At 67.1% G+C, this 18,971-nt stretch carries 21 protein-coding genes; 8 read left to right on the top strand and 13 right to left on the bottom strand.

All coding sequences use genetic code 11. The features are described 5' to 3' along the window. Positions 1-5: 5 nt before the first annotated feature. The 3 genes from K6L26_RS16175 (at position 6) to K6L26_RS16165 (ending at position 2,095) form a co-directional block, all read left to right on the top strand. The gene (locus tag K6L26_RS16175; RefSeq protein ID WP_221850774.1) at positions 6-1,022 is read left to right on the top strand and encodes a TIGR03617 family F420-dependent LLM class oxidoreductase; all 1,017 of its coding nucleotides are present in this window, start codon (positions 6-8) and stop codon (positions 1,020-1,022) included. A gap of 67 nt (positions 1,023-1,089) precedes the next feature. After that, positions 1,090-1,479 (top strand): TA system antitoxin ParD family protein, encoded by a 390-nt coding sequence (locus K6L26_RS16170; protein ID WP_019346253.1) that lies wholly within the window; start codon positions 1,090-1,092, stop codon positions 1,477-1,479. Between the two features lie 37 nt (positions 1,480-1,516). After that, positions 1,517-2,095, top strand: coding sequence for an ATPase (locus K6L26_RS16165; RefSeq protein WP_221850772.1), 579 nt, complete (start codon positions 1,517-1,519; stop codon positions 2,093-2,095). A gap of 20 nt (positions 2,096-2,115) precedes the next feature. Here K6L26_RS16165 and katG read toward each other — a convergent pair whose 3' ends face one another. Further along, a complete protein-coding gene (gene katG / locus K6L26_RS16160) occupies positions 2,116-4,371 on the bottom strand; it encodes a catalase/peroxidase HPI (RefSeq protein ID WP_221850770.1) in 2,256 nt (751 codons plus the stop codon). A 35-nt stretch (positions 4,372-4,406) separates the two neighbouring features. Further along, positions 4,407-4,838, bottom strand: a complete 432-nt coding sequence (locus tag K6L26_RS16155) for a Fur family transcriptional regulator (protein ID WP_036387326.1) — start codon at positions 4,836-4,838, stop codon at positions 4,407-4,409. Positions 4,839-4,928: 90 nt separating this feature from the next. On the opposite strand from K6L26_RS16155, the gene K6L26_RS16150 reads away from it, so the two are divergent. After that, positions 4,929-5,564, top strand: coding sequence for an FKBP-type peptidyl-prolyl cis-trans isomerase (locus K6L26_RS16150; RefSeq protein ID WP_036387324.1), 636 nt, complete (start codon positions 4,929-4,931; stop codon positions 5,562-5,564). 52 nt (positions 5,565-5,616) lie between these two features. Then, positions 5,617-6,222, top strand: a complete 606-nt coding sequence (locus tag K6L26_RS16145; protein ID WP_221850769.1) for a class I SAM-dependent methyltransferase — start codon at positions 5,617-5,619, stop codon at positions 6,220-6,222. On the opposite strand, the gene K6L26_RS16140 is transcribed toward K6L26_RS16145, so the two are convergent. Then, positions 6,176-7,015: a thioesterase family protein gene (locus tag K6L26_RS16140; RefSeq protein WP_109789989.1), complete on the bottom strand. Its 840-nt coding sequence runs from the start codon at positions 7,013-7,015 to the stop codon at positions 6,176-6,178. The genes K6L26_RS16145 and K6L26_RS16140 overlap by 47 nt on opposite strands. Positions 7,016-7,186: 171 nt before the next feature. On the opposite strand from K6L26_RS16140, the gene K6L26_RS16135 reads away from it, so the two are divergent. Both K6L26_RS16135 and K6L26_RS16130 read left to right on the top strand, forming a co-directional pair. Then, the gene (locus K6L26_RS16135; RefSeq protein WP_221853498.1) at positions 7,187-7,603 is read left to right on the top strand and encodes a hypothetical protein; all 417 of its coding nucleotides are present in this window, start codon (positions 7,187-7,189) and stop codon (positions 7,601-7,603) included. Positions 7,604-7,630: 27 nt separating this feature from the next. Continuing rightward, positions 7,631-8,992, top strand: coding sequence for a TIGR01777 family oxidoreductase (locus K6L26_RS16130; RefSeq protein ID WP_221850767.1), 1,362 nt, complete (start codon positions 7,631-7,633; stop codon positions 8,990-8,992). Here K6L26_RS16130 and K6L26_RS16125 read toward each other — a convergent pair. The 4 genes from K6L26_RS16125 to K6L26_RS16110 all read right to left on the bottom strand — a co-directional run bounded on the left by K6L26_RS16125 (position 8,982) and on the right by K6L26_RS16110 (position 12,629). Next, positions 8,982-9,509, bottom strand: a complete 528-nt coding sequence (locus K6L26_RS16125) for a hypothetical protein (RefSeq protein ID WP_050979151.1) — start codon at positions 9,507-9,509, stop codon at positions 8,982-8,984. The two genes, K6L26_RS16130 and K6L26_RS16125, sit on opposite strands and share 11 nt — an antisense overlap. 166 nt (positions 9,510-9,675) lie before the next feature. Continuing rightward, complete coding sequence (locus K6L26_RS16120) at positions 9,676-11,028, bottom strand: NAD(P)/FAD-dependent oxidoreductase (RefSeq protein ID WP_221853406.1); 1,353 nt, start codon at positions 11,026-11,028, stop codon at positions 9,676-9,678. A 24-nt stretch (positions 11,029-11,052) separates the two neighbouring features. Next, positions 11,053-12,207, bottom strand: coding sequence for an RNA polymerase sigma factor (locus K6L26_RS16115; protein ID WP_221850765.1), 1,155 nt, complete (start codon positions 12,205-12,207; stop codon positions 11,053-11,055). Between the two features lie 14 nt (positions 12,208-12,221). After that, entirely contained in the window at positions 12,222-12,629 is a 408-nt protein-coding gene (locus tag K6L26_RS16110) for a YciI family protein (protein ID WP_043369151.1), read from the bottom strand. A gap of 238 nt (positions 12,630-12,867) precedes the next feature. Between K6L26_RS16110 and K6L26_RS16105 the strand changes: the two genes are divergently transcribed. Next, complete coding sequence (locus K6L26_RS16105) at positions 12,868-13,104, top strand: hypothetical protein (protein ID WP_019346239.1); 237 nt, start codon at positions 12,868-12,870, stop codon at positions 13,102-13,104. On the opposite strand, the gene K6L26_RS16100 is transcribed toward K6L26_RS16105, so the two are convergent. The 6 genes from K6L26_RS16100 to cynS all read right to left on the bottom strand — a co-directional run bounded on the left by K6L26_RS16100 (position 13,105) and on the right by cynS (position 18,949). Then, positions 13,105-14,682 carry a threonine/serine exporter family protein gene (locus K6L26_RS16100; RefSeq protein WP_043369141.1) on the bottom strand — a complete coding sequence of 526 codons (1,578 nt, stop codon included), beginning with the start codon at positions 14,680-14,682 and terminating at the stop codon, positions 13,105-13,107. A 64-nt stretch (positions 14,683-14,746) separates the two neighbouring features. After that, positions 14,747-15,409 (bottom strand): class I SAM-dependent methyltransferase, encoded by a 663-nt coding sequence (locus K6L26_RS16095; protein ID WP_221850763.1) that lies wholly within the window; start codon positions 15,407-15,409, stop codon positions 14,747-14,749. 216 nt (positions 15,410-15,625) lie between these two features. Next, complete coding sequence (locus K6L26_RS16090; protein WP_221853405.1) at positions 15,626-16,471, bottom strand: extracellular catalytic domain type 1 short-chain-length polyhydroxyalkanoate depolymerase; 846 nt, start codon at positions 16,469-16,471, stop codon at positions 15,626-15,628. A gap of 255 nt (positions 16,472-16,726) precedes the next feature. Further along, on the bottom strand, positions 16,727-17,740 hold the full coding sequence (locus K6L26_RS16085; protein WP_221850761.1) for an alcohol dehydrogenase catalytic domain-containing protein: 1,014 nt from the start codon (positions 17,738-17,740) through the stop codon (positions 16,727-16,729). A gap of 75 nt (positions 17,741-17,815) precedes the next feature. After that, positions 17,816-18,472, bottom strand: coding sequence for a maleylpyruvate isomerase N-terminal domain-containing protein (locus K6L26_RS16080; protein WP_221850759.1), 657 nt, complete (start codon positions 18,470-18,472; stop codon positions 17,816-17,818). Positions 18,473-18,481: 9 nt separating this feature from the next. Then, positions 18,482-18,949, bottom strand: a complete 468-nt coding sequence (gene cynS, locus K6L26_RS16075) for a cyanase (protein WP_019348757.1) — start codon at positions 18,947-18,949, stop codon at positions 18,482-18,484. Positions 18,950-18,971 lie beyond the last annotated feature (22 nt).

The raw sequence follows: 18,971 nt of genomic DNA, 5'->3' as shown, positions 1-18,971 counted from the left end.
CCCACGTGTATGTCGACGCGATGACCGTTCCGCAGCCGCTGGCAAAAGTCGGTGACCTTGCCCGCAACACCCAGTCCGCCGGATTCTCCGGGCTTCTGCTCACCGAGACGGGCCGCACCGCTTATCTGAACGCGGCGGTGGCATCGCAGGCCGCTCCGGGACTTGAGCTCTCGACCGGTGTCGCCGTTGCCTTTCCGCGTAGCCCGTTCATCACCGCCGCGTCGGCCTGGGAACTCCAGGAAGCAACCGGCGGCCGGTTCCGGCTCGGTATCGGCACCCAGGTGCGCACCCACGTGGTCCGGCGCTACGGGATGCCCTTCGAACACCCTGGACCGCGCCTTCGGGATTACGTGCTGGCCGTGAAGGCGTGTTTCTCAGCCTTCCGAACGGGCACGCTCGACCATCACGGCGATTTCTACAACCTCGATTTCCTCACTCCCCAGTGGAGCCCCGGCGCCATCGATGCGCCCGATCCCAAGGTGGACATCGCGGCAGTCAATCCGTGGATGCTGCGCATGGCGGGCGAGGTTGCCGACGGCGTCCACATCCACCCGATCGGCGAGCCCGGCTACATCGCTCGCCACGTGCTGCCCAACGTGGCCGCCGGTGCGGCCAAGGCGGGCCGCTCGCCTGACGACATCGCCAAGATCGTCCCGGTGATGACGATCGTCGGCGACACGGACGAAGAGCGCGCCAACGAGCGCGAGCTGGTGCGGGCCAGCATGAGCTTCTACGGCAGTACGCCGAACTACGCGTTCATCTGGGACGAGGCGGGTTTCGAGGGCACCACCGCACGACTGAGGGAGAAACAGAAAGCCGGGGATATCGCGGGCATGGCGGCACAGATCACCGACGACCACATCGCCGCGTTCGCCACCGAGTCGACGTGGGACGGGCTGGCGGATGCATTGGTCGACAAATACGCCGGGATCGCTACCCGGATCGTGCTCTACAACGCGCTGGGCAGCGCCGAACGCTTCGAACGGTACGGCGAGGTCGCGAGACGGCTGTCCGCGAGATAGAGCACACACCAACCACCCTGTAGCATTCTGCTACGCTGGTTTCAGACTGCTACAACGGAGGTCTGTCATGACGGAGACCGCAGACCGGGTCACCCGGTTCGCCGCTGATCTCATCGATAGTGCGGCCGCCGAAGGCGCACGTCAGAGCCGGTCAGCCAAACAGCAGCTCGACCACTGGGCTCGAGTGGGCCGGGCCGTGTCCAGCCAACACAGTGCGGCACGCCGCAAGGTGGAGTCCGCGTTGGCCGGCGAGTTGTCCCTGCGTGAGTTGACGGCCGAAGAAGGCACGGTGTTCGACGCCGAGATCGCCGCCTCCATCGAGGAAAGCCTGGCGCGTGCCGACTACGGCAAGACGCTGGCCGGACGCGGAATCACCACGGTGGCGCTCGACGACAACGGCAACATCGTGCAGTACCGTCCCGACGGCAGCACTGCGGTGCTGGCGCGCACGCAGTGATCTCCCCCGGCACTGACGCGGACGGTATCGCCGATCGGTGAAGCGCCTCGATCTCGTCGTCGGCTGCAACGGCGCCGGCAAGTCGACCTTCGTCGAACTCACCCTCTCACCTCTGCTGCCCGGCAGCCCGTTCGTCAACGCGGACGAAATCGCCAAGCGGCGGTGGCCCGAAGACCCTGCCCCGCACTCGTATGAAGCCGCGTTGATCGCGGCCGAAACCCGCGCGAAACTCATCGAACTCGGTGAGTCGTTCATCGCCGAAACCGTGTTCTCGCACCCTTCCAAGCTCGACCTCATCGACGACGCACACATCGCCGGGTACACCGTGGTGCTGCACTGCATCCTCATCCCCGAAGAATTGGCCGTGCAGCGCGTGCGTCACCGGGTGTCGGCGGGTGGCCACGACGTGCCTGAAGCCAAGATCCGCGAGCGCTACCAACGGCTTTGGGACCTGGTCGCCGTCGCCGCGATGCGCGCGGACGCCGCAACGTTCTACGACAACAGCACCGTCAGAGGCCCCCGCATCGTCGCCCAGATAGCGGGCGGTTTCGCCATCGGTTCGCCCACCTGGCCGAAATGGGCACCGGCGGTGCTCATTTCACGCTGGGCGGGTTGAACCACCGGCGGTCACCGGACTCAATCCAGGTCGAATCGATCGTTGTTCATCACCTTGACCCACGCCGAGGTGAAATCTTCCACGAACTTGGCTTGGTTGTCCTGCTGCGCGTAAACCTCGGCGATGGCACGCAACATCGAGTTCGAGCCGAACACGAGATCGTTGGCCGTCGCCGTCCACCGCAACGCGCCCGTCGCGCGATCGCGGCCCTCGTAGACGTTCTCGGACGTCTCCGATGCCTTCCATTCCGTACTCATGTCCAGCAGGTTGACGAAGAAATCGTTGGTCAGCGTGCCGGGCCGCTCGGTGAACACACCGTGCTTACCACCACCGTGGTTGGCGCCCAGTGCGCGCAGGCCGCCGACCAGAACAGTCAGCTCCGGTGCGGTCAGGTTCAGGAAGTACGCCTTGTCGACGAGCAATTGCTCGAGGGGCGCCTTCTCGCCCGGACGCACATAGTTGCGGAATCCGTCGGCCCGCGGTTCCAAGACCGCGAACGAGTCCACATCCGTATTCTCCTGCGATGCATCAGTGCGGCCGGGCACGAAGTGCACCTTGATCTCGTATCCACCGTCCTTGGCGGCTTTTTCGATCGCAGCCGAGCCGCCCAGAACGATGAGGTCGGCCAATGAGATCTTCTTGCCGCCGGAGGCCGACGTGTTGAACTCCTGCTGGATGCGCTCCAGCACCGGCAACACCTTGTCCAGCTCGGAAGGTTCGTTGACCTCCCAATTGCGTTGCGGCTCCAAACGCAACCGGGCGCCGTTGGCGCCGCCGCGTTTGTCGGTGCCCCGGAAGCTCGCTGCCGCAGACCAGGCCGTCTTGATCAACTGTTGCACCGACAAGCCCGAGTCGAGCAGCTTGCCCTTGAGCGTCGCGATGTCCTGTTCGCCGATCAGCGGATGGTCGACGTCGGGCACGGGATCCTGCCACAGCTGGGGCTCGGGAATCCACGGCCCGAGGTAGCGGCTGATCGGTCCCATGTCGCGGTGCAGCAGCTTGTACCAGGCCTTCGCGAACGCCTCGTTGAGTTCCTCGGGATGCTCGAGCCAACGCTGGGTGATCGGGCCGTAGATCGGGTCCACCCGCATCGAGATGTCGGTGACCAGCATGGTCGGCTTGCGCGGCGGCCCGCCGAATGGGTCCGGAATGATCGGATCGGCATCTTTGGCCTCGAATTGCCAGGCGCCCCCAGGACTCTGGGTCAACTCCCACTCATGGCCGTAGAGGATCTCCAGATAGCTGTTACTCCATTTCGTCGGCGTCGTGGTCCACACGACCTCCAGACCGCTGGTGATGGTGTCCCCGGCCTTGCCCGAACCGAATGCACACTTCCAGCCGAGGCCCTGCTGCTCGATGGGCGCGGCCTCGGGTTCGGGTCCGACCAGATCGCCGGGACCTGCGCCGTGGGTCTTTCCGAGCGTGTGGCCTCCCACGATGAGTGCGGCGGTCTCTTCGTCATTCATGGCCATCCGCCCGAACGTCTCGCGGATGTCGTGCGCCGCAGCCAGCGGATCCGGCTTTCCTTCGGGGCCTTCGGGATTGACGTAGATCAAGCCCATGGTGGTGGCGCCGAAGGGGTTGGCCAGTTTGCGGTCGCTCTCATTGGTGCCGCCGTACCGCTGGTCGGTGCCCAGCCAGGTGTCCTCCTGGCCCCACAGGATCTCCTCGGGCTCCCAGATGTCCTGCCGGCCGAACGCGAAGCCGAAGGTCTTGAACCCCGCGGACTCCAGCGCGACGTTGCCGGCGAAGACGATCAGGTCGGCCCACGAGATCTTGTTGCCGTACTTCTGTTTGATCGGCCAGAGCAGCCGGCGGGCCTTGTCCAGGCTGACATTGTCCGGCCAACTGTTGATGGGGGCGAACCTTTGGGCGCCCTGGCCCCCGCCACCGCGGCCGTCGAAGATCCGGTAGGTCCCGGCGGCGTGCCAGCTCATCCGGATGAACAGGCCGGCATAGCTTCCGTAGTCGGCGGGCCACCAGTCCTGGGAGTCCGTCATCAACTCGAGCATGTCGGCGCGCAGTGCCTCGACGTCGAGCTTCTGGAATTCCTCGGCATAGTTGAAACCGGCACCCAGTGGGTTTCCCTCGACCGGTTGCTTGTGCAGCCTGGTGACATCGACCTGATCGGGCCACCAGTCCTGATTGGTCAGCGGCGCATGGGCTTTGGGTTTGGGCGACTCGATGACGGGGTTCTCTGACTCACTGCGGCTGTGAGTTTCGGTGTCGGAATGCGGTGGGCGGGCGTCGGAGGCATCGGAGCTGTTCGGGGGCATTGCGTTCCCTTTCATCGGTCAGTGACGGGCTGCCATCAGGAAGTTCGAGTTCGCGCACAGTCGGGGCATTGGCCCCAATAGATGACCTCGGCTTCGTCGATCGCGAAACCGTTGTCATCGGATGCGGTCAGACATGGAGCGGCGCCGACCGCGCAATCCACATCGGCGATCGCGCCGCATGACCGGCATACGACGTGGTGGTGGTTGTCGTCGACCCGGGTTTCGTAGCGGGCCACCGATCCGGTCGGTTGGATCCGGCGTACCAGGCCGGCCGCGGTCAACGCGTTCAAGGCGTCGTACACGGTTTGGTGGGATACATCGGGCAGGTGAACGCGCACGGCGCGGATGACCAGATCGGTCTCGGCGTGCGGATGCTCTTTCACCGCGTCGAGCACCGCCAGCCGGGGGCGAGTGACGCGGAGCCCGGCCGAGCGCAACATGCCTGTGAAGTCGAGGCCTTCAGCCATCACCTTCGAGTGTGGCGACAAACCTGGAAGGTATCAAGGTTTTGACACCGTCCTCAGGCCAGATCCGGCCCCGGCTGTAGCGTGACGTGCATGAATTCCTTTCGCGTGCCTTCCTCCGTTGCGCTCGTGGCCTGTGCCGCCTCGCTGACCATGGCGCTCGCTGCGTGCGGGTCCGACACCGAAACCTCCTCGGCCGGCTCCTCGTCGAGCACCCCGTCGGTCGCCGAGGTGCTCACCCCGTCCATCGCCGAGACCGCCACCGAGGCCAGCACCTGCCCGACCGCGGCGCCGCAGAACGCGGGCACGCCCGAATGGACGACGTCCGGAGCGACCGGCAGCATCCAGGTCACCGGCTCTACTGACACCACGGCGCCGGCGGTGAAGGTGGACGGGCCGTTCAGTGTGTCCGAGACCCAGGTGCACACCCTCAAGGCGGGCGACGGACCGGTCGTCGCGCCGACGGCCAACGTCACCGTCTGCTACATGGGCGTCAACGGACGCGACGGATCGGTGTTCGACAGCAGTTACCAACGGGGCGAGACGGTCGACTTCCCGCTGGACGGCGTCGTGCCGGGCTTCCAGAAGGCCATCTCGGGACAGAAGGTCGGCTCCACAGTGGCAGTTGCGGTGGCCTCCCCCGACGGTTATCCCCAGGGACAGCCTGCCGCCGGAATCCAGCCGGGCGACACGTTGATCTTCGCGATCAAGATTCTCGACGCCCAGTAACAAGCGAACACCGCCCACCCGGCACCCGGTGGCTGCTTGCAAGAATGCTCACATGGTCGAGCGGAGCATCTGGATGCAGAAAGTCGCGGCCGATCCGGGGCATTCGGATTGGTACGTCGAACGGTTTCGTGCCATGCAGCGCGCCGGACAGGACCTGGCCGGCGAGGCTCGTCTGATCGATGCGATGGCGACGCGCAATGCCCGCATCCTCGATGCCGGATGTGGTCCTGGCCGGGTGGGCGGATACCTCGCCGAGGCCGGGCACCAGGTGATCGGCGTCGACGTCGACCCGGTGCTGATCGAGGCGGCCGAGACGGACCATCCGGGCCCGCGCTGGATCGTCGGAGATCTGGCTGAACTCGACCTACCGGCGCTCGGTATCGCCGACCCGTTCGACATCATCGTCTCGGCCGGCAACGTGATGACATTCCTCGCCCCGAGCACCCGTGTCCAGGTGCTGACGCGGCTGCGCGCTCATCTCGCCGACGACGGTCGTGCGGTGATCGGATTCGGGGCCGGGCGCGACTACGAGTTCGGCCAGTTCCTCGATGACGCGGCGACAGCCGGATTCACCCGGGATCTGTTGTTGTCCACCTGGGATCTGCGACCCTTCACCGAAGATTCGGACTTCCTGGTGGCGATCCTGCGCCCCGCCTAGCGCGAGAGCCGTTCGGGCTGAAGTTGAAATTCGCTATCGCAGTGGATAATCCGGTGCCGATCTGGCCCGCTGTGTCATACAGGCATGCGCTTCCGGTCGCTACCCCGGCTGCGCTGGTGTGGGTTACCGCCGCCATGCCGATGTAGGGGCCGACCGGCAGCCTGCTCAGCGCCAGCGTGTAGTCGGCATTGATGAACGCCAGACCGGCTGAACTGAAATTGGTCATCGAACTCGTGACGTCGACCGCCAGTGCCGCTCGCACGAACGGCGTCAGCTCTTCGCCGTCGACCAGCTGACGGACTTCACGCAACCACGCGTACCGAGGCCCGCACTGCTGCCATGGGAATCCCTCACCCGCCCAATCCTGGTCTGGACCATACGCCCGGATGAACATAGGCGTCGCGTCGTCGAACTCTGCCGGTTCCTCTGGTAACGGCGGCAGCTCGATCTCGGTGGTCCAGAACTCGCCGTCGGGTTGGGCGCCGCGCCTCAGATACAGCGCGGAAGCCCGAGCCACGAGCTCGCCGTCCTGGGTCATCACAGCATCGACCGCCTGCATGCGCGAGCCCGATCTCACCTCCGACGCGGTGACGCGAACCGGAGCGCTGGCGACCCGGCGCAGTATCTCGACGGTGAACCGCGCCGGTTGCAGGCTCGCATCGCTGACGAGTTGCTCCACGGCCCGGGCCAGCAGTCCGCCGACCACCTGGCCACCCAGGGTCGGCCCCCAACCCCCGTGTGCGATCTCGTTCGGCACGAACCCGTGGTCACTGCTCACAAAGAACGGCGTCATCGCAGTGCGTTCCACATGTACACCCTTTCGTCCTGCACATCGGGCGGTCCGGACCCTATTACCGATATGACTACAGTTGACACAACGATATATGCCTGGTCGGAAATCGACTGTTGCCACCCCGGGCCCACCGCTCTACTATCGGCTGTAGTAGACGATTTGGGGGGTCCTATGTCGGCACCGACAATCGTTCAGACACAACGCTTTCTGCGCCTGACAGCATGGATGTTCCTGCTGGGCTGGGGCTTGCACGTGATCGACCACCTGCTCCGCGGCATGTCGGCGTCACCGATGTTCGTCATGGCCGGCGGCATGGTTCAGGGCGTGATCGTCATCATCGCGATCACCATGGCGCTGCGCGGGCAGTCCCGGGCGCCCGATCTCGCGATCTTCACCGGTGTCGGCAGTGCCATCGTGTTCACCTACGCACATCTGCTGCCGAATATCTGGCCGAACTTCCAGGACAGCTATCTCAGCGGGCCCCGGCTCAACGTCACCTGGTTCTCCTGGGCGACAGCGCTTTCCGAGATCGGTACCGGACTGTTGTTCGCCTACGCGGGCTTGCGGGCAAAGCGGGCTGCGGCGTAGCCACCGCCTTGCGGGTAACGTCGGCAGATGGGATTGGTGTACTCCAGCATCATCGACGCTCCGCAGGATGCAGTCTTCAACTGGCACAGTCGACCGGGCGCGTTCACCAGGCTGTCGCCACCATGGCAACCGATGAAACTCGTCTCCGAGGCAGCCTCTCTGCGTGACGGCCGTGCCGAACTAGTGTTGCCGGGCGGGTTGCGGTGGATCGCCCAGCACCAGGCTGACGCCTACGACCCGCCACGGCGCTTCGTCGACCAGATCGCCAGTGGCGGCCCGGCCTCGCTACCCGCGGCATTCGCAGTGCGCTGGAAGCACATTCACGAATTCGACGCGATCGATGCGGCCCGCACCCGGATGACCGATCGCGTCGAGACGCCCGTGCCCGGCCGATTCCTGCGTCCGATGTTCGCCTACCGGCACCGCCAGCTCGCCGATGACCTCGCGGCCCACCAGCAGGCCCGCGCCCGGGGGCTGGCACCGCTGACCATTGCGGTCACCGGAGCGTCCGGTCTGGTCGGCTCGGCGTTGACAGCGTTCTTGAGCACCGGCGGCCATCGGGTCATCCGGCTGGTCCGCCATGCGACAACCGAACCCCATGAACGGCAATGGAATCCGGAAGACCCCGACCCTGAGTTGTTGATCGGGGTGGATGCCGTCATCCACCTGGCGGGCGCGTCGATCGCCGGCCGGTTCACCGAGGGGCATCGCCGCGCGATCCGCGACAGCCGCATCGAGCCGACCCGCCGACTGGCCGAACTGATCGCCGATACCGATCCCGGTCCACAGGTGGTCGTCGGCGCCTCGGCGGTCGGTTTCTACGGGTACGACCGCGGCGACGAGGTTCTCACCGAGAGCAGCGAACGCGGCGACGGCTTCCTGGCCGACGTGGTGACGGACTGGGAGGACGCGCTGGCCCCGGCTGAACAATCGGGCACCCGAGCGGTGCACATACGCACCGGAATCGTCCAGTCGCCGAGCGGCGGCACCTTACGGCTGCTGCGTCCGCTGTTCGCCGCCGGACTCGGAGGCCGCATCGGCGACGGGCAACAGTGGTTGCCCTGGATCGGAATCGACGACCTCGTCGACATCTATTACCGGGCGTTATGGGATACGCAGCTGTCCGGCCCGGTCAACGCAGTGGCGCCGGAGCCGGTGCGCAACGCTGACTACACCGAAACGCTCGGACGTATTCTTCACCGTCCGACGATTCTGCCGGTGCCCACTCTGGGGCCACGGCTGCTGCTGGGCGACCAGGGTGCCCGCGAACTGGCGTGCGCCAGCCAGCGGGCGGTTCCTGCGGTCCTGGCCGCCGCCGATCACCGCTTCCGCCACCCTCAACTGGATCAGGCGCTGCGCCACGTGTTGGGACGCGCGACTACGGCGTAGGGGCTGCCGGCGGGGCGGCCGGCTGCTGTCCTGGCGAGTTGTACTCGTAGCCGGGCGGCGGCGGGCCGTTCAGCGAGTAGTAGCCCGGTGGCAGCGGCGGACCGGCCGGACCGCTACCGGGGGCCGGCGCCGTGACCGGCGTCTCGGAGCCCGGAGCGTTGATCGACTTGTAGCCGGGCGGCAGCGGCGGGGCCGGACCTGCACCAGGAGGTGGCGCAACGCCCTCGGGCGCTCCCCCGCCGGTCTGGAAGCCGCCCGGATCGTGGGCCTGGTGCCAGAGATCCCGCAGCGTGCCGATCGGGCCCGATCCGTACTGCCCGGAGCCGTACACCGGGTTGGCGATCTCGGGTACCTGCGGAGGGCCGGCCGGTGCCGGCGGCGGGGGTGCCGCCATCGCGGGATCCGCCGGCGCAGGCGCGGGATCAGGCACTACGGGGTCCGCCGTGGCCTGGCCTGCCGCGGCCAGTACGGCGCCGACGGCGGTCAGGCCCGCGATCGCGAGCTTCGCTCCGTTGATGGCGAGCGTCGCTCGGTGCGCTTCGGTCATCTATCCAGCGGTCCTCTCTCGATGCACGCGGCCCGTGCATCGTCGCACACCGTCCTGAGGTTGCGCTCGGTCAGAACGGTGCCAGCAGGAACTCGCCGACGAAACGCCCGAACTGCACGCCCCGGCCGGCATGCGGTTAACGCTCGCTGGGCTCCGGCGGAGCCTCTGACGGCGGCGGCGTGAGTGCGTCCCAGGTGGTCCATGTGTAGCGCTGCTCGGGAAGACCCGTGGCGCCGAGCATGAAGGCCCGATGCGCACGGCGGGCCCGCGCGATGGTGCCCAGCCAGGTGGCCACGGTGCTGATGCGGTTGCGGATACCGGTCAGAAAGGCGATGTGCAGGAAACCCCATGCCAGCCAGCCGAAAACACCGGCGATCTTGACCGGGCCGACTTGCAGCAGGGCCTGTCCCCGAGCGATGTAGGCCGCAGAACCGAGATCCCGGTAGCGGAACGGTTTCCGAGGCTTACCGGCCAGTTCCCGGCGTATGCACGAAGCGACGTGCAACCCGCCCTGCATCGCGTTCTCGGCCACACCGGGCAGGTTCTCACGACCGGCCAGATCACCGATCACGAATACCTCTGGATACTGGGCGACCGAAAGATCCGGCCCTACAGCGATTCTCCCGCTCCGGTCCGATTCCGCACCCAGAACTTTCGCGAGGTGCCGGGCGAACGGCACGGCCTCGACGCCGGCCGTCCACAACACGGTCCGGGCCACGTACTGCTCGTCGGGGCCCCCGGCCTTCAGACTCACGGTCACGCCCTCACGGTTGACGTCGGTCACGTGCACACCCAGGTGGAGCTCGACACCCAGCCGCTGCAGCGACCGAGTCGCCTTGTCCCCCAGCTCCGGACAGAAGGCCTTCAACACCCGCTCACCGCCGTCGAACAGCAGCACCCTGGCTTCCTCGGGCTCGATGCTGTGGAACTCGTGGGCGAGGGTGCGGGTTGCCATTTCGCGGATCTGCCCAGCCAGCTCCACCCCTGTGGGTCCACCTCCGGCGACGGCAAAGGTGAGCCACCCGTCACGCTCGGGGCCGGGCGGCAACGTCTCGGCGATTTCGAAGGCGGTGAACACCCGTTGCCGAATGTGGGCCGCGTCGTCGAGCGTCTTCATGCCGGGGGCCCACTGCGCGAAGTGCTCCTTACCGAAGTACGACTGCTGCATGCCCGCGGCCACCACCAGCACGTCGTAGTCGACGGTGAATGTCGTCTCGTCAGGCCGCCGGGCGGTGACCCGCCGCAGCTGCGGGTCGATGTCGACGGCTTCACCGAGCAGCGTGGTGACGTTGCGGTGCCGCTCGAACTCCTCACGCAGCGGACGGCTGATCTGGCCGAAGCTCAACGTGCCGGTGGCGCACTGATAGAGCAGCGGCTGGAACAGGTGTCCCGCCGATCGGTCCAGCAGCGTCACGTCGACATCGATCCCGCCCAGTCGCCGGGCGCAGAACAGACCGCCGAATCCCCCACCGATGATCAACACTCTCATCCGACTGTTGCCCACACCCAGAGGTTAACCGTCTTGTTCCGAATTGCGACCGTGGAGCACAGCTGCTCGCAGGGTGAGGTGATTGCGCTCGGCCACCGATTGCGCTTCGGCCGCCGCCTGCACGTACAGCTTTGCGGCCGTCGAAATGTCGCCGGCGCGCTCGTGCAGATAGGCAGCCGCGGCGGTATGGCGCGGCAATGTCGGATCGAGTCCAGCCAGCGCGGCCAAGCCCGCCTGGGGCCCGTCCGCCTCACCGACGGCAACCGCCCGGTTGAGCCGCACCACGGGGCTGTCGGTCAGTGCGACGAGTTCGTCATACCACTCGACGATCTGCACCCAGTCGGTCTCCTCCGCGGACTGCGCGTCGGCGTGCAAGGCCGCGACCGCGGCTTGCGCCTGGTACTCCCCGAGCCGGTCGCGCGCCAGTGCGGCCTGCAGTACGGTCACGCCTTCGACGATGAGATCGCGCCGCCACAGCGTGCGGTCCTGCTCCGCCAAGGGAACCAGTGACCCGTCGGCACGAGTACGCGCCCGACGCCTGGCGTGGTGCAGCAGGAACAACGCGAGCAGACCGTCGACTTCCGGGTCATCGGTGATCCGGGACAACTGGCGCGCCAGCCTGATCGCCTCGGCCGCCAGATCGACATCGCCGCCGTAGCCTTCGTTGAACACCAGATACAACACACGCCGCACAGTGCCCAGATCGCCGGGACGGTCCAGCCGCACCTCGGCCACCGTGCGTTTGGCACGGCTGATCCGTTGTGCCATGGTCGATTCCGGTACGAGATAGGCCTGTGCGATCTGACGGGTGGTCAGCCCGCCGACCGCGCGCAACGTCAGCGCGACCGCCGACGACGAGGACAAGCTCGGACGCGCGCACAGGAAGTAGAGCTGCAACGTGTCATCGGTGGCCGGGACGGGGCTGGCGGCCGGCTCGGCCGCGATCCGCGCCTCGCGGCTGCGCCGTGCCACCTCTGATCGGGAGATGTCGAGGAACCGCCGCCACGCGGTGGTGATCAGCCAACCCTTGGGATCGTCGGGTCGTCGGTCCGGCCAGGTTTCCCAGGCCCGGACCACGGCTTCGGCCACGGCATCCTCTGCCGCCGCGAAGTCGGCCCCTCGGTGGACGAGTGCCGCCAGGACACCGGGAATGAGATCCCGTAACAGCTGCTCGTCCACCGCCCGCCGGGCCTCTACTCGGTGACCGACGGCGCCGCCGTCAGAAACGGGCGCACCTCGAGCCACTCGTGGATCGGCTTACCGCCGGCGCCGGGCGCCGCCGACAGTTCGCCGGCCAGCTCGAGGGCGCGGTCGTAGGAGTCGACGTCGACGATCATCCAGCCCGCGATCAGGTCCTTGGTCTCGGCGAACGGGCCATCGGTCACGGGCGGTTTGCCATCGCCGCCGTAGCGGACCCAGGCCCCCTCGGGCGCCAGCGCCTGGCTGTCGACGTACTCACCCGTGACCTTCAACCGGTCCGCGAAGTCGTTCATGTACTGGATATGCGCCTGAATCTCATCTGGTGTCCACTGATCCATGGGGATGTCGTTGACGCCCGCCGGCGCGCCTCGATAGTGCTTGAGAAACAGGTACTTGGCCATGTGATTCTCCTTCCGGATTCGCGATCCTCGTTTGTCGCTCACGTCTGAGACGGAGCCGTCGAGGCATTCTCGACATCGAATGCGAAAAAACTTTCTGATCTCGTTGCCGGGCCGGTGCGTGAGAGTTCACCATGATGTGTGAGCCCGTCGCGGACCTCGAGTGCGCGATCAATCACTTCGTTTGGCTAAGCTTCGGGTATCCAAGTTCTGGTCCAGTCAAGCACCGAGGTGGAGATTCATGTTCGGAAGTAAGGCAACTCTGGCGACCATCGCGGCCACCGGGATGATCGGGGCTGCGCTCGGCCTCGGGACCGCTATCGCGAGCGCTGAACCGGATCCGAGCCTCCCGCCGCCCCCGAATGCGCCGAAGAAGCCTGCCGAGTCCTGGCAGGGGCACCCGATGGTCTGGTGGAACCTGCCTGCGGGCGGTCACTGGGGCGTCTGGATCAACGGCGACTTCCTGCCGTTCACCTGATCACCCCGACGTCTGACCCCGCGGGCCCGGCTCTTCGGGCTCGTCGGAGTCCGGCTCGTCCGCCGGGGGTGGTTCCAGCGGGACGCTCTCCGCGCGCGGTGGGCTGACCGCAGAGGCGGTGTCGGCGGGTTGCAGCTGAACCACCTGGCCCACCGCCCGGCGCAGACCGGGTGGTCCCTCTTTACGGAAGAACTCACCGATGCGTCCGGCGCCGTAGCGCAGCGGCGAGCCCAGTAGTTCACCCATCACCACGCCGCTACCCAACGCCAACGCTGTGGCCGCCGCGGTCAGCAGGTGCGCCAGACCCTGACCGAAGTTCTCGTCCACGGCGAAGGCGAACACCGCCCAGAACACCGCGAGGCCGGGCAGCATCGGCATGATGCCCGCGGTCGCCGTCACCAGCGCCGGGGACTGCCGGCGAATGGAGATCAGGGTGGCGAGGAAACCGACTCCGATCGCCGCGACCCCGGTTGCCGCCCACTGGCCGAACCCGGCGGTCCCGAGCCCGATCAGGGTCAGCTCCGCCAGGCCTGCGGCCAGCCCGGCTGTCGGAAGTGACCGCAGCGGCGCATAGCTGGCCATGGTCAGGCAGATACCGGCCAGCGAGGCCCCCAGCACGGCCAGGATGATCGGCAGTGCACCTCTCGGGGTGATGAAGGTGCCTGCCGTGTTGACGTGCAGTTCGATCTGGAAACCGAGCAAGGTGGCGGCCTGCAGTGCGCCGGTGATGCCGACGACGATCCCAGCGGTGAGAAAGACCGCGTCACCGAGCCGCGCGACCGCGGTGACCATGTAGCCGGTCAACGCGTCCTGGACGGCACCGACCAAGGTCATGCCGGACAGCAACAACACGATCCCGGTGGCGACCAGTGCACTGAGTCCTTGACCGGCATAGCGATACGCGCCCAGGGCGACCACGGTGGCGATCGCCGCCCCGACCGCGTGCTGGAAGAAGAACGGCGTGCCGATGCGGTTCAGCAGTCGGCCGACGCGGTCGATCAGCGCTGCGGTGAGAGTGGCCAGCAGACAGGTCAACCAGTTTCCGCCCAGCATCATCGCGATGCCGAGCGCAAAACCCGCCCAGCCGGCGGTTGCCAGCCATCGCGGGAACGGATGCGGGCTCTCGGTCAGCTCGTCCATGGCCTCGTGCGCCTCGTCCACGGTGATACCGCCGGAGGTGATCCGCCGCACCAGGCGGTCGAGGAGGGCGAGCCGGGTGTAATCGGTCGACCTGGTCCGCACCGCACGCATGATCGTGACCGGAGGGCTGTCCGCGGTGGGCAGCGCCGACACGATGATCGTCGCGACGGTGATGTCGACGACGCAGTCGGTTAGCCGGTAGGCCTGTGCGACATCCTGGGCGGTGGCGACGACATCGGCGGTACCCGAGCCCGACGAAAGCATGACTTCGGCCAGTCGGATCGTCAGGTCGAGGACCTTACGGGTGTGCACGTCACCCATCCCGGCCGATGCGCGGCTACGCCGGCCGGCGACCGGAGCCGGGTCACGCCGTCCCCGCAGCGCGATGCGCAGCCCCCCACGCAGACGATCTCTGCCGTTCAGACCTTCCTCAGCCATCGTTGAAAAGCGTACTGATGAACGGTCGGCTCCCGGTGGAACCCAGGCCCGCCGGGCGGTGTCGTCAGCGGGCGGCGCGGTCGGCGGCCCGGATCACGTCGGAGCCGACGAAGGTGAAGATCTGCGCGGCTGGCGTAAACGGCTCAGGCTGCCCGGTGAAGCGATGGGCTCCGACTCCGTAACTCACGTCGGGCGGCGACACCCAGATCAATTCGAATTGCTGGTCATCAAACCAGTTGAGGATCAACGGAACCCGATCGGGGACGGTACGCCCGCGGGTCCACAGCACCGTGCCCCCGGACTTGGTCAACTGCGGCAGGAATCGGATCGACCGCTCGATGTCCTCGTCGGTGATGTTGCCGAAGATGCCGCAGGCCACCACGATGTCGGCGGGCACCAAGTCTTCGTAGTGGTCGATCAGAGAGGCATCACCGGTCACCACCTCGACCCCGGTCAAACCGTGCCTGTGCACCGCCCCGGCGGCCACCGCGGCGTTACGGGGATCCAATTCGACCAGGCGCGCCCGGACGTCGCCGCGCCGCGGATGCTCGGCCAGGACCTCGATCAGGTCCCGTCCTTGACCGGCGCACAGGCTGATCACCCGGAGTGGGCCGGCCGGCGCCTCGTCCAGCGCTTGCTTGATCAACGTCTGCACGGCCCGAAGCCGGTGCGCCAGGGCCGAACCGGGTCGGTCATAATCCTCATGCCAGCTGTGCCAGTCCACCACAGCTCAAACCCTATGGCCGAAGAACCACACCGGCGCCGCCGCGCAGCCTTACCGACACCGCCGTGCTTGACCACCAAAGTGGCCGGCACCTAATAAATTCGACTGTCGCAGAACAAGTTTCATCACACAGCGCCGGAAGAGCGGAACTCGCGCAGAGTTAATCGCGGCGTGATGAATATTGGCGCCCACCGGGCACCGCCGGTGATTGGTGCCCGACTATCTACCGTGCGCGGCGAAGAACTGCGCCGAGGCATCCGAGGCGTCGAACGCCCGGCTGGCCGCACCCACGGCCTGCACCGGAAGGATCTCCGGCACGCCCGGCCACGTGTGTCCGCCACCGTCGACTCGCATGAACACCACCGATGTTCCGGCGGCGCATCCGTCCGAGGCGATGCGGTGAGTCTCGGTGCCGTCACCGGTGCCGGGAAGCACCTCGTCAGACGGAGCGGGGCAGCCGTTGATCTGGCGCCACCGGTCCACCATCGCCGGAGCCGACACCACCGTGCTGCCGCCACCGCGACCCGTCATCGGGCCGCCGTCGAACGGCACGATGGGGTCGGCGGTGCCGTAGGTGGCGAGGACCGCGACAGGTCTGGACGGATTGCAGCCCACATTCGTTCCGAGCGTGCCGGCAACCGGGGCGATCGCCGCGAACAGGTCCGCTCGATCACAGGCCAGGCGGTTGGCCATGAATCCGCCCGCCGACAGACCGGTCGCGTACACCCGTCCCCTCGGGATGCCGTTCTCGGCGACGAGACGCTCGACCAGGGCCGAGATGAACCCCACGTCGTCGACCCCTTGCCGGTCCGGTACCGAGGCACCGCGGCCGTCTGCCCAGCTGTAGTCGATGCCGTCGGGATAGACCACGGCGAACCCGTAGGCGTCGCCGACCGCATCGTAGTGAGTGAGCGCCGCCTGATCGGCTCCGGTCGATCCGGCGGCGTGCAGGTTGACGACCAACCCCGACGGTGAGCCGCCGGCCGGCAGGTGCACCCGATAGGTACGCATCATGCCGCCGAAGTCGAGTTGCGCCGACGGCACGGGCGCTGCCGCCGCGGGCATCCTGCCGACCGTGCCCCACGAGAGCCCGACGAGCACTGCCAATACCGCTGTTGCGAGCCGACCCGGCGTGAAAAGCACCGGGGCAGAATAGATACCACGGACCAACTTCCGGGCAACGCCACGTGACCTACCGGAGAAATTCCCCCCGGCGACCGTCGCCCTCCGCTTCCACGCCATCCGGCCCCCACCGATTCGTCGTCCAGCAAACGAAGTACCGACGCTACCTGCTCGTCGCGACCGGCGGGGTGAGATAGGTCAGATCGTCAGAACCATGCGGTAGCGTGCCTGCCCTTGCTCCATCGCCGCGTATGCGCTTGCTGCCTCGACGAGTGGACGCTCCTCCAGGCGGGCACGCACCCCGGACAGAACCGCGAAATGCATCGTCTCCTCGACATCACGGGCGGTCCCGGACGGATGCCCGGAAATCGTCAGAGCGGGCTGGATCAGCTGCACCGGGCTGATCGGCAACGGATCCGCCGACACACCGATCGCCACCAGTTCACCGCGCGGGGCCAGCCCGCCCACGGTGTCCGCCATCGCCTGTGAGTTGCCCACCGTCGCCAACACGACTGCGGCGCCACCCAAGTCGCGCAACGCCGCGCTCACGTCGACGGCGGTCGAGTCGATATAGTGTCTGGCGCCCAGGGACCGGGCGTCCTCCTCTTTGCCAGGGCCGCGGGCGATCGCGACCGTCTCGAAGCCCATGGCGGCGGCGAACTGCAGGCCCAGGTGCCCCAGGCCTCCGACGCCGAGTACCGCGACCACGTCGCCGGGAAGTGCGCGGGTGTGGCGAAGCGCGTTGTAGGTCGTCACCCCCGCACATCCCATCGGAGCGGCCTCGGCGAACGACAGCTCATCGGGAATCCGGGCCAGCGCATTGGCGGGTACCGTGACCGATTCCGCGTAGCCTCCCGGGTAATGCAGGCTCGGGATCTGGCCGTTCACACAGTGGATGAACAAGCCCTTGCGGCACGGGATGCAGACTCCGCAATGACCGCCGAACCAACCGATCGCGACGCGGTCGCCCACCGCGAAGTCGGTGACGCCCGCGCCGACTTCGGCAATGGTGCCTGCGATCTCGTGGCCCGGGGTCACCGGCCAGGTCATACCGGGGAACCCACCGTTGACGATGGCGCGATCAGTACCACAGACCCCACAGGCCGCGACCGCTACCCGAACCTGGCCCCGATCCGGTGAGACTGTCTGGGCGTCAACAAGTTCGAGGTCGCCGCCCGAGGACCGGACATGCACAGCTCGATGAGTATTCATTGAGATCCTTACCCTCGCAGTCGGTGTACCAGGCCATCATCGACCGTCGGCGGTCTGCTTGACCAGAGAATGCGATCAGCTCAGGACGAACGGCAGCCGTGCGGCCGTCGGCCCGAGAGCGGCCCACTCCGATTCGGTCGGTGTCCGCCGGCCAGTCCCCACCATTAGGACGTCGCTGTCCGAGAACTCCGCCGGGAACCGGAACGCGGTGATGTCGGCGAGCATCGCACGCGATCGGGCCAGACCTGGTGCCGGTGGCCCGGGCGCGGCGGGCAGATGCGCCACCAGATCCAGGTGGTGCAGCGTCCATTCGAGTACGTAGGCGTCGAGGTAGTTCCCGGCCGTGAGGACCTGCCCCTTCGTGGCAACCCGCAGCTCCGGGTCGGCGAGGTCAGCCGCCCGCCCCGCGGCCGAGCCCACGTCGTCGAGATGGAACTTGAGCAGGTCTGGATCCTCGTATGCGGCGGCCAGCCGGACGGTCAGCGCTGCCAACGCATCCTCGCCGCCGGTGGGCGGCCCAGACACGTCCCAATAGGTCAGCGCGTTGCGCGTCGGTGCGGAATCGGCCGGGGTGGCCAGCGTGATCAGCACATCCTGGGCGTCAATGACGAGGTGGCACACCAGATCTCGAACCAGCCACCCGGCACACCCGGAGGGATGGTCGAAGACCTCGGGCGTGAGCCCGGCCACCGCCGCCCGCAGCGCCGCCCACGAATCCGAGAACTGGCCCACGACTGCAAACTAGCAGCGGACGATCTTCTCGGCCGCCGTCCAGTCATACGGGAGGAACTTGCCGTCGAAGGTCACCACCACCCGGTCCCCGGCGGGGTGCGATTTGCGCTGGATATCCACGCTGAAGTTGATGGCGCTCATGATGCCGTCCCCGAACTGCTCGTGGATGAGCTCCTTGAGCGCACCCCCGTAGACCTGCAGCGCTTCGTAAAACCGGTAGATCGTGGGATCGGTGGGCACGGCCGTGGGCAGCCCGCCACGCATGGGCACCGCGGCCAGCACCGGAACCACCGACTCGTCCAATCCGAGCAACTCGGCGATGACCTTGCCGGCCTCGACCGGAACCGGGTGCTGCCCGAGCAACGCGGACACCGTCCACACCACGGGCCGGTCGATGGCATCGGCCAGCTGCTGCCAGGTCAGGCCCTTGGTCAGGCGGGCTTCCACGATCGCGGCGGTGATCTCGTCTCTGCTCATACCAGCAGCATGCCCGCGGCAG

It is taken from the genome of Mycobacterium farcinogenes, assembly GCF_019739075.1.
Taxonomy (GTDB): Bacteria; Actinomycetota; Actinomycetes; order Mycobacteriales; family Mycobacteriaceae; genus Mycobacterium; species Mycobacterium senegalense.
Note: the sequence above shows the minus strand (reverse complement) of the source record. Positions and strands in the feature narration are given on the sequence as shown.

Excerpts from the sequence above, each read along its gene's own strand:
- K6L26_RS16135 (WP_221853498.1), top strand. The coding sequence starts at position 7,187 with ATGTCGGCACCGACAATCGTTCAGACACAACGCTTTCTGCGCCTGACA.
- K6L26_RS16100 (WP_043369141.1), bottom strand. The coding sequence starts at position 14,682 with ATGGCTGAGGAAGGTCTGAACGGCAGAGATCGTCTGCGTGGGGGGCTG.
- K6L26_RS16110 (WP_043369151.1), bottom strand. The coding sequence starts at position 12,629 with ATGGCCAAGTACCTGTTTCTCAAGCACTATCGAGGCGCGCCGGCGGGC.
- K6L26_RS16150 (WP_036387324.1), top strand. The coding sequence starts at position 4,929 with ATGAATTCCTTTCGCGTGCCTTCCTCCGTTGCGCTCGTGGCCTGTGCC.
- K6L26_RS16130 (WP_221850767.1), top strand. The coding sequence starts at position 7,631 with ATGGGATTGGTGTACTCCAGCATCATCGACGCTCCGCAGGATGCAGTC.
- K6L26_RS16085 (WP_221850761.1), bottom strand. The coding sequence starts at position 17,740 with ATGAATACTCATCGAGCTGTGCATGTCCGGTCCTCGGGCGGCGACCTC.
- K6L26_RS16105 (WP_019346239.1), top strand. The coding sequence starts at position 12,868 with ATGTTCGGAAGTAAGGCAACTCTGGCGACCATCGCGGCCACCGGGATG.
- cynS (WP_019348757.1), bottom strand. The coding sequence starts at position 18,949 with ATGAGCAGAGACGAGATCACCGCCGCGATCGTGGAAGCCCGCCTGACC.
- K6L26_RS16120 (WP_221853406.1), bottom strand. The coding sequence starts at position 11,028 with ATGAGAGTGTTGATCATCGGTGGGGGATTCGGCGGTCTGTTCTGCGCC.
- K6L26_RS16145 (WP_221850769.1), top strand. The coding sequence starts at position 5,617 with ATGGTCGAGCGGAGCATCTGGATGCAGAAAGTCGCGGCCGATCCGGGG.
- K6L26_RS16170 (WP_019346253.1), top strand. The coding sequence starts at position 1,090 with ATGACGGAGACCGCAGACCGGGTCACCCGGTTCGCCGCTGATCTCATC.
- K6L26_RS16090 (WP_221853405.1), bottom strand. The coding sequence starts at position 16,471 with ATGCCCGCGGCGGCAGCGCCCGTGCCGTCGGCGCAACTCGACTTCGGC.
- K6L26_RS16155 (WP_036387326.1), bottom strand. The coding sequence starts at position 4,838 with ATGGCTGAAGGCCTCGACTTCACAGGCATGTTGCGCTCGGCCGGGCTC.
- katG (WP_221850770.1), bottom strand. The coding sequence starts at position 4,371 with ATGCCCCCGAACAGCTCCGATGCCTCCGACGCCCGCCCACCGCATTCC.
- K6L26_RS16140 (WP_109789989.1), bottom strand. The coding sequence starts at position 7,015 with ATGACGCCGTTCTTTGTGAGCAGTGACCACGGGTTCGTGCCGAACGAG.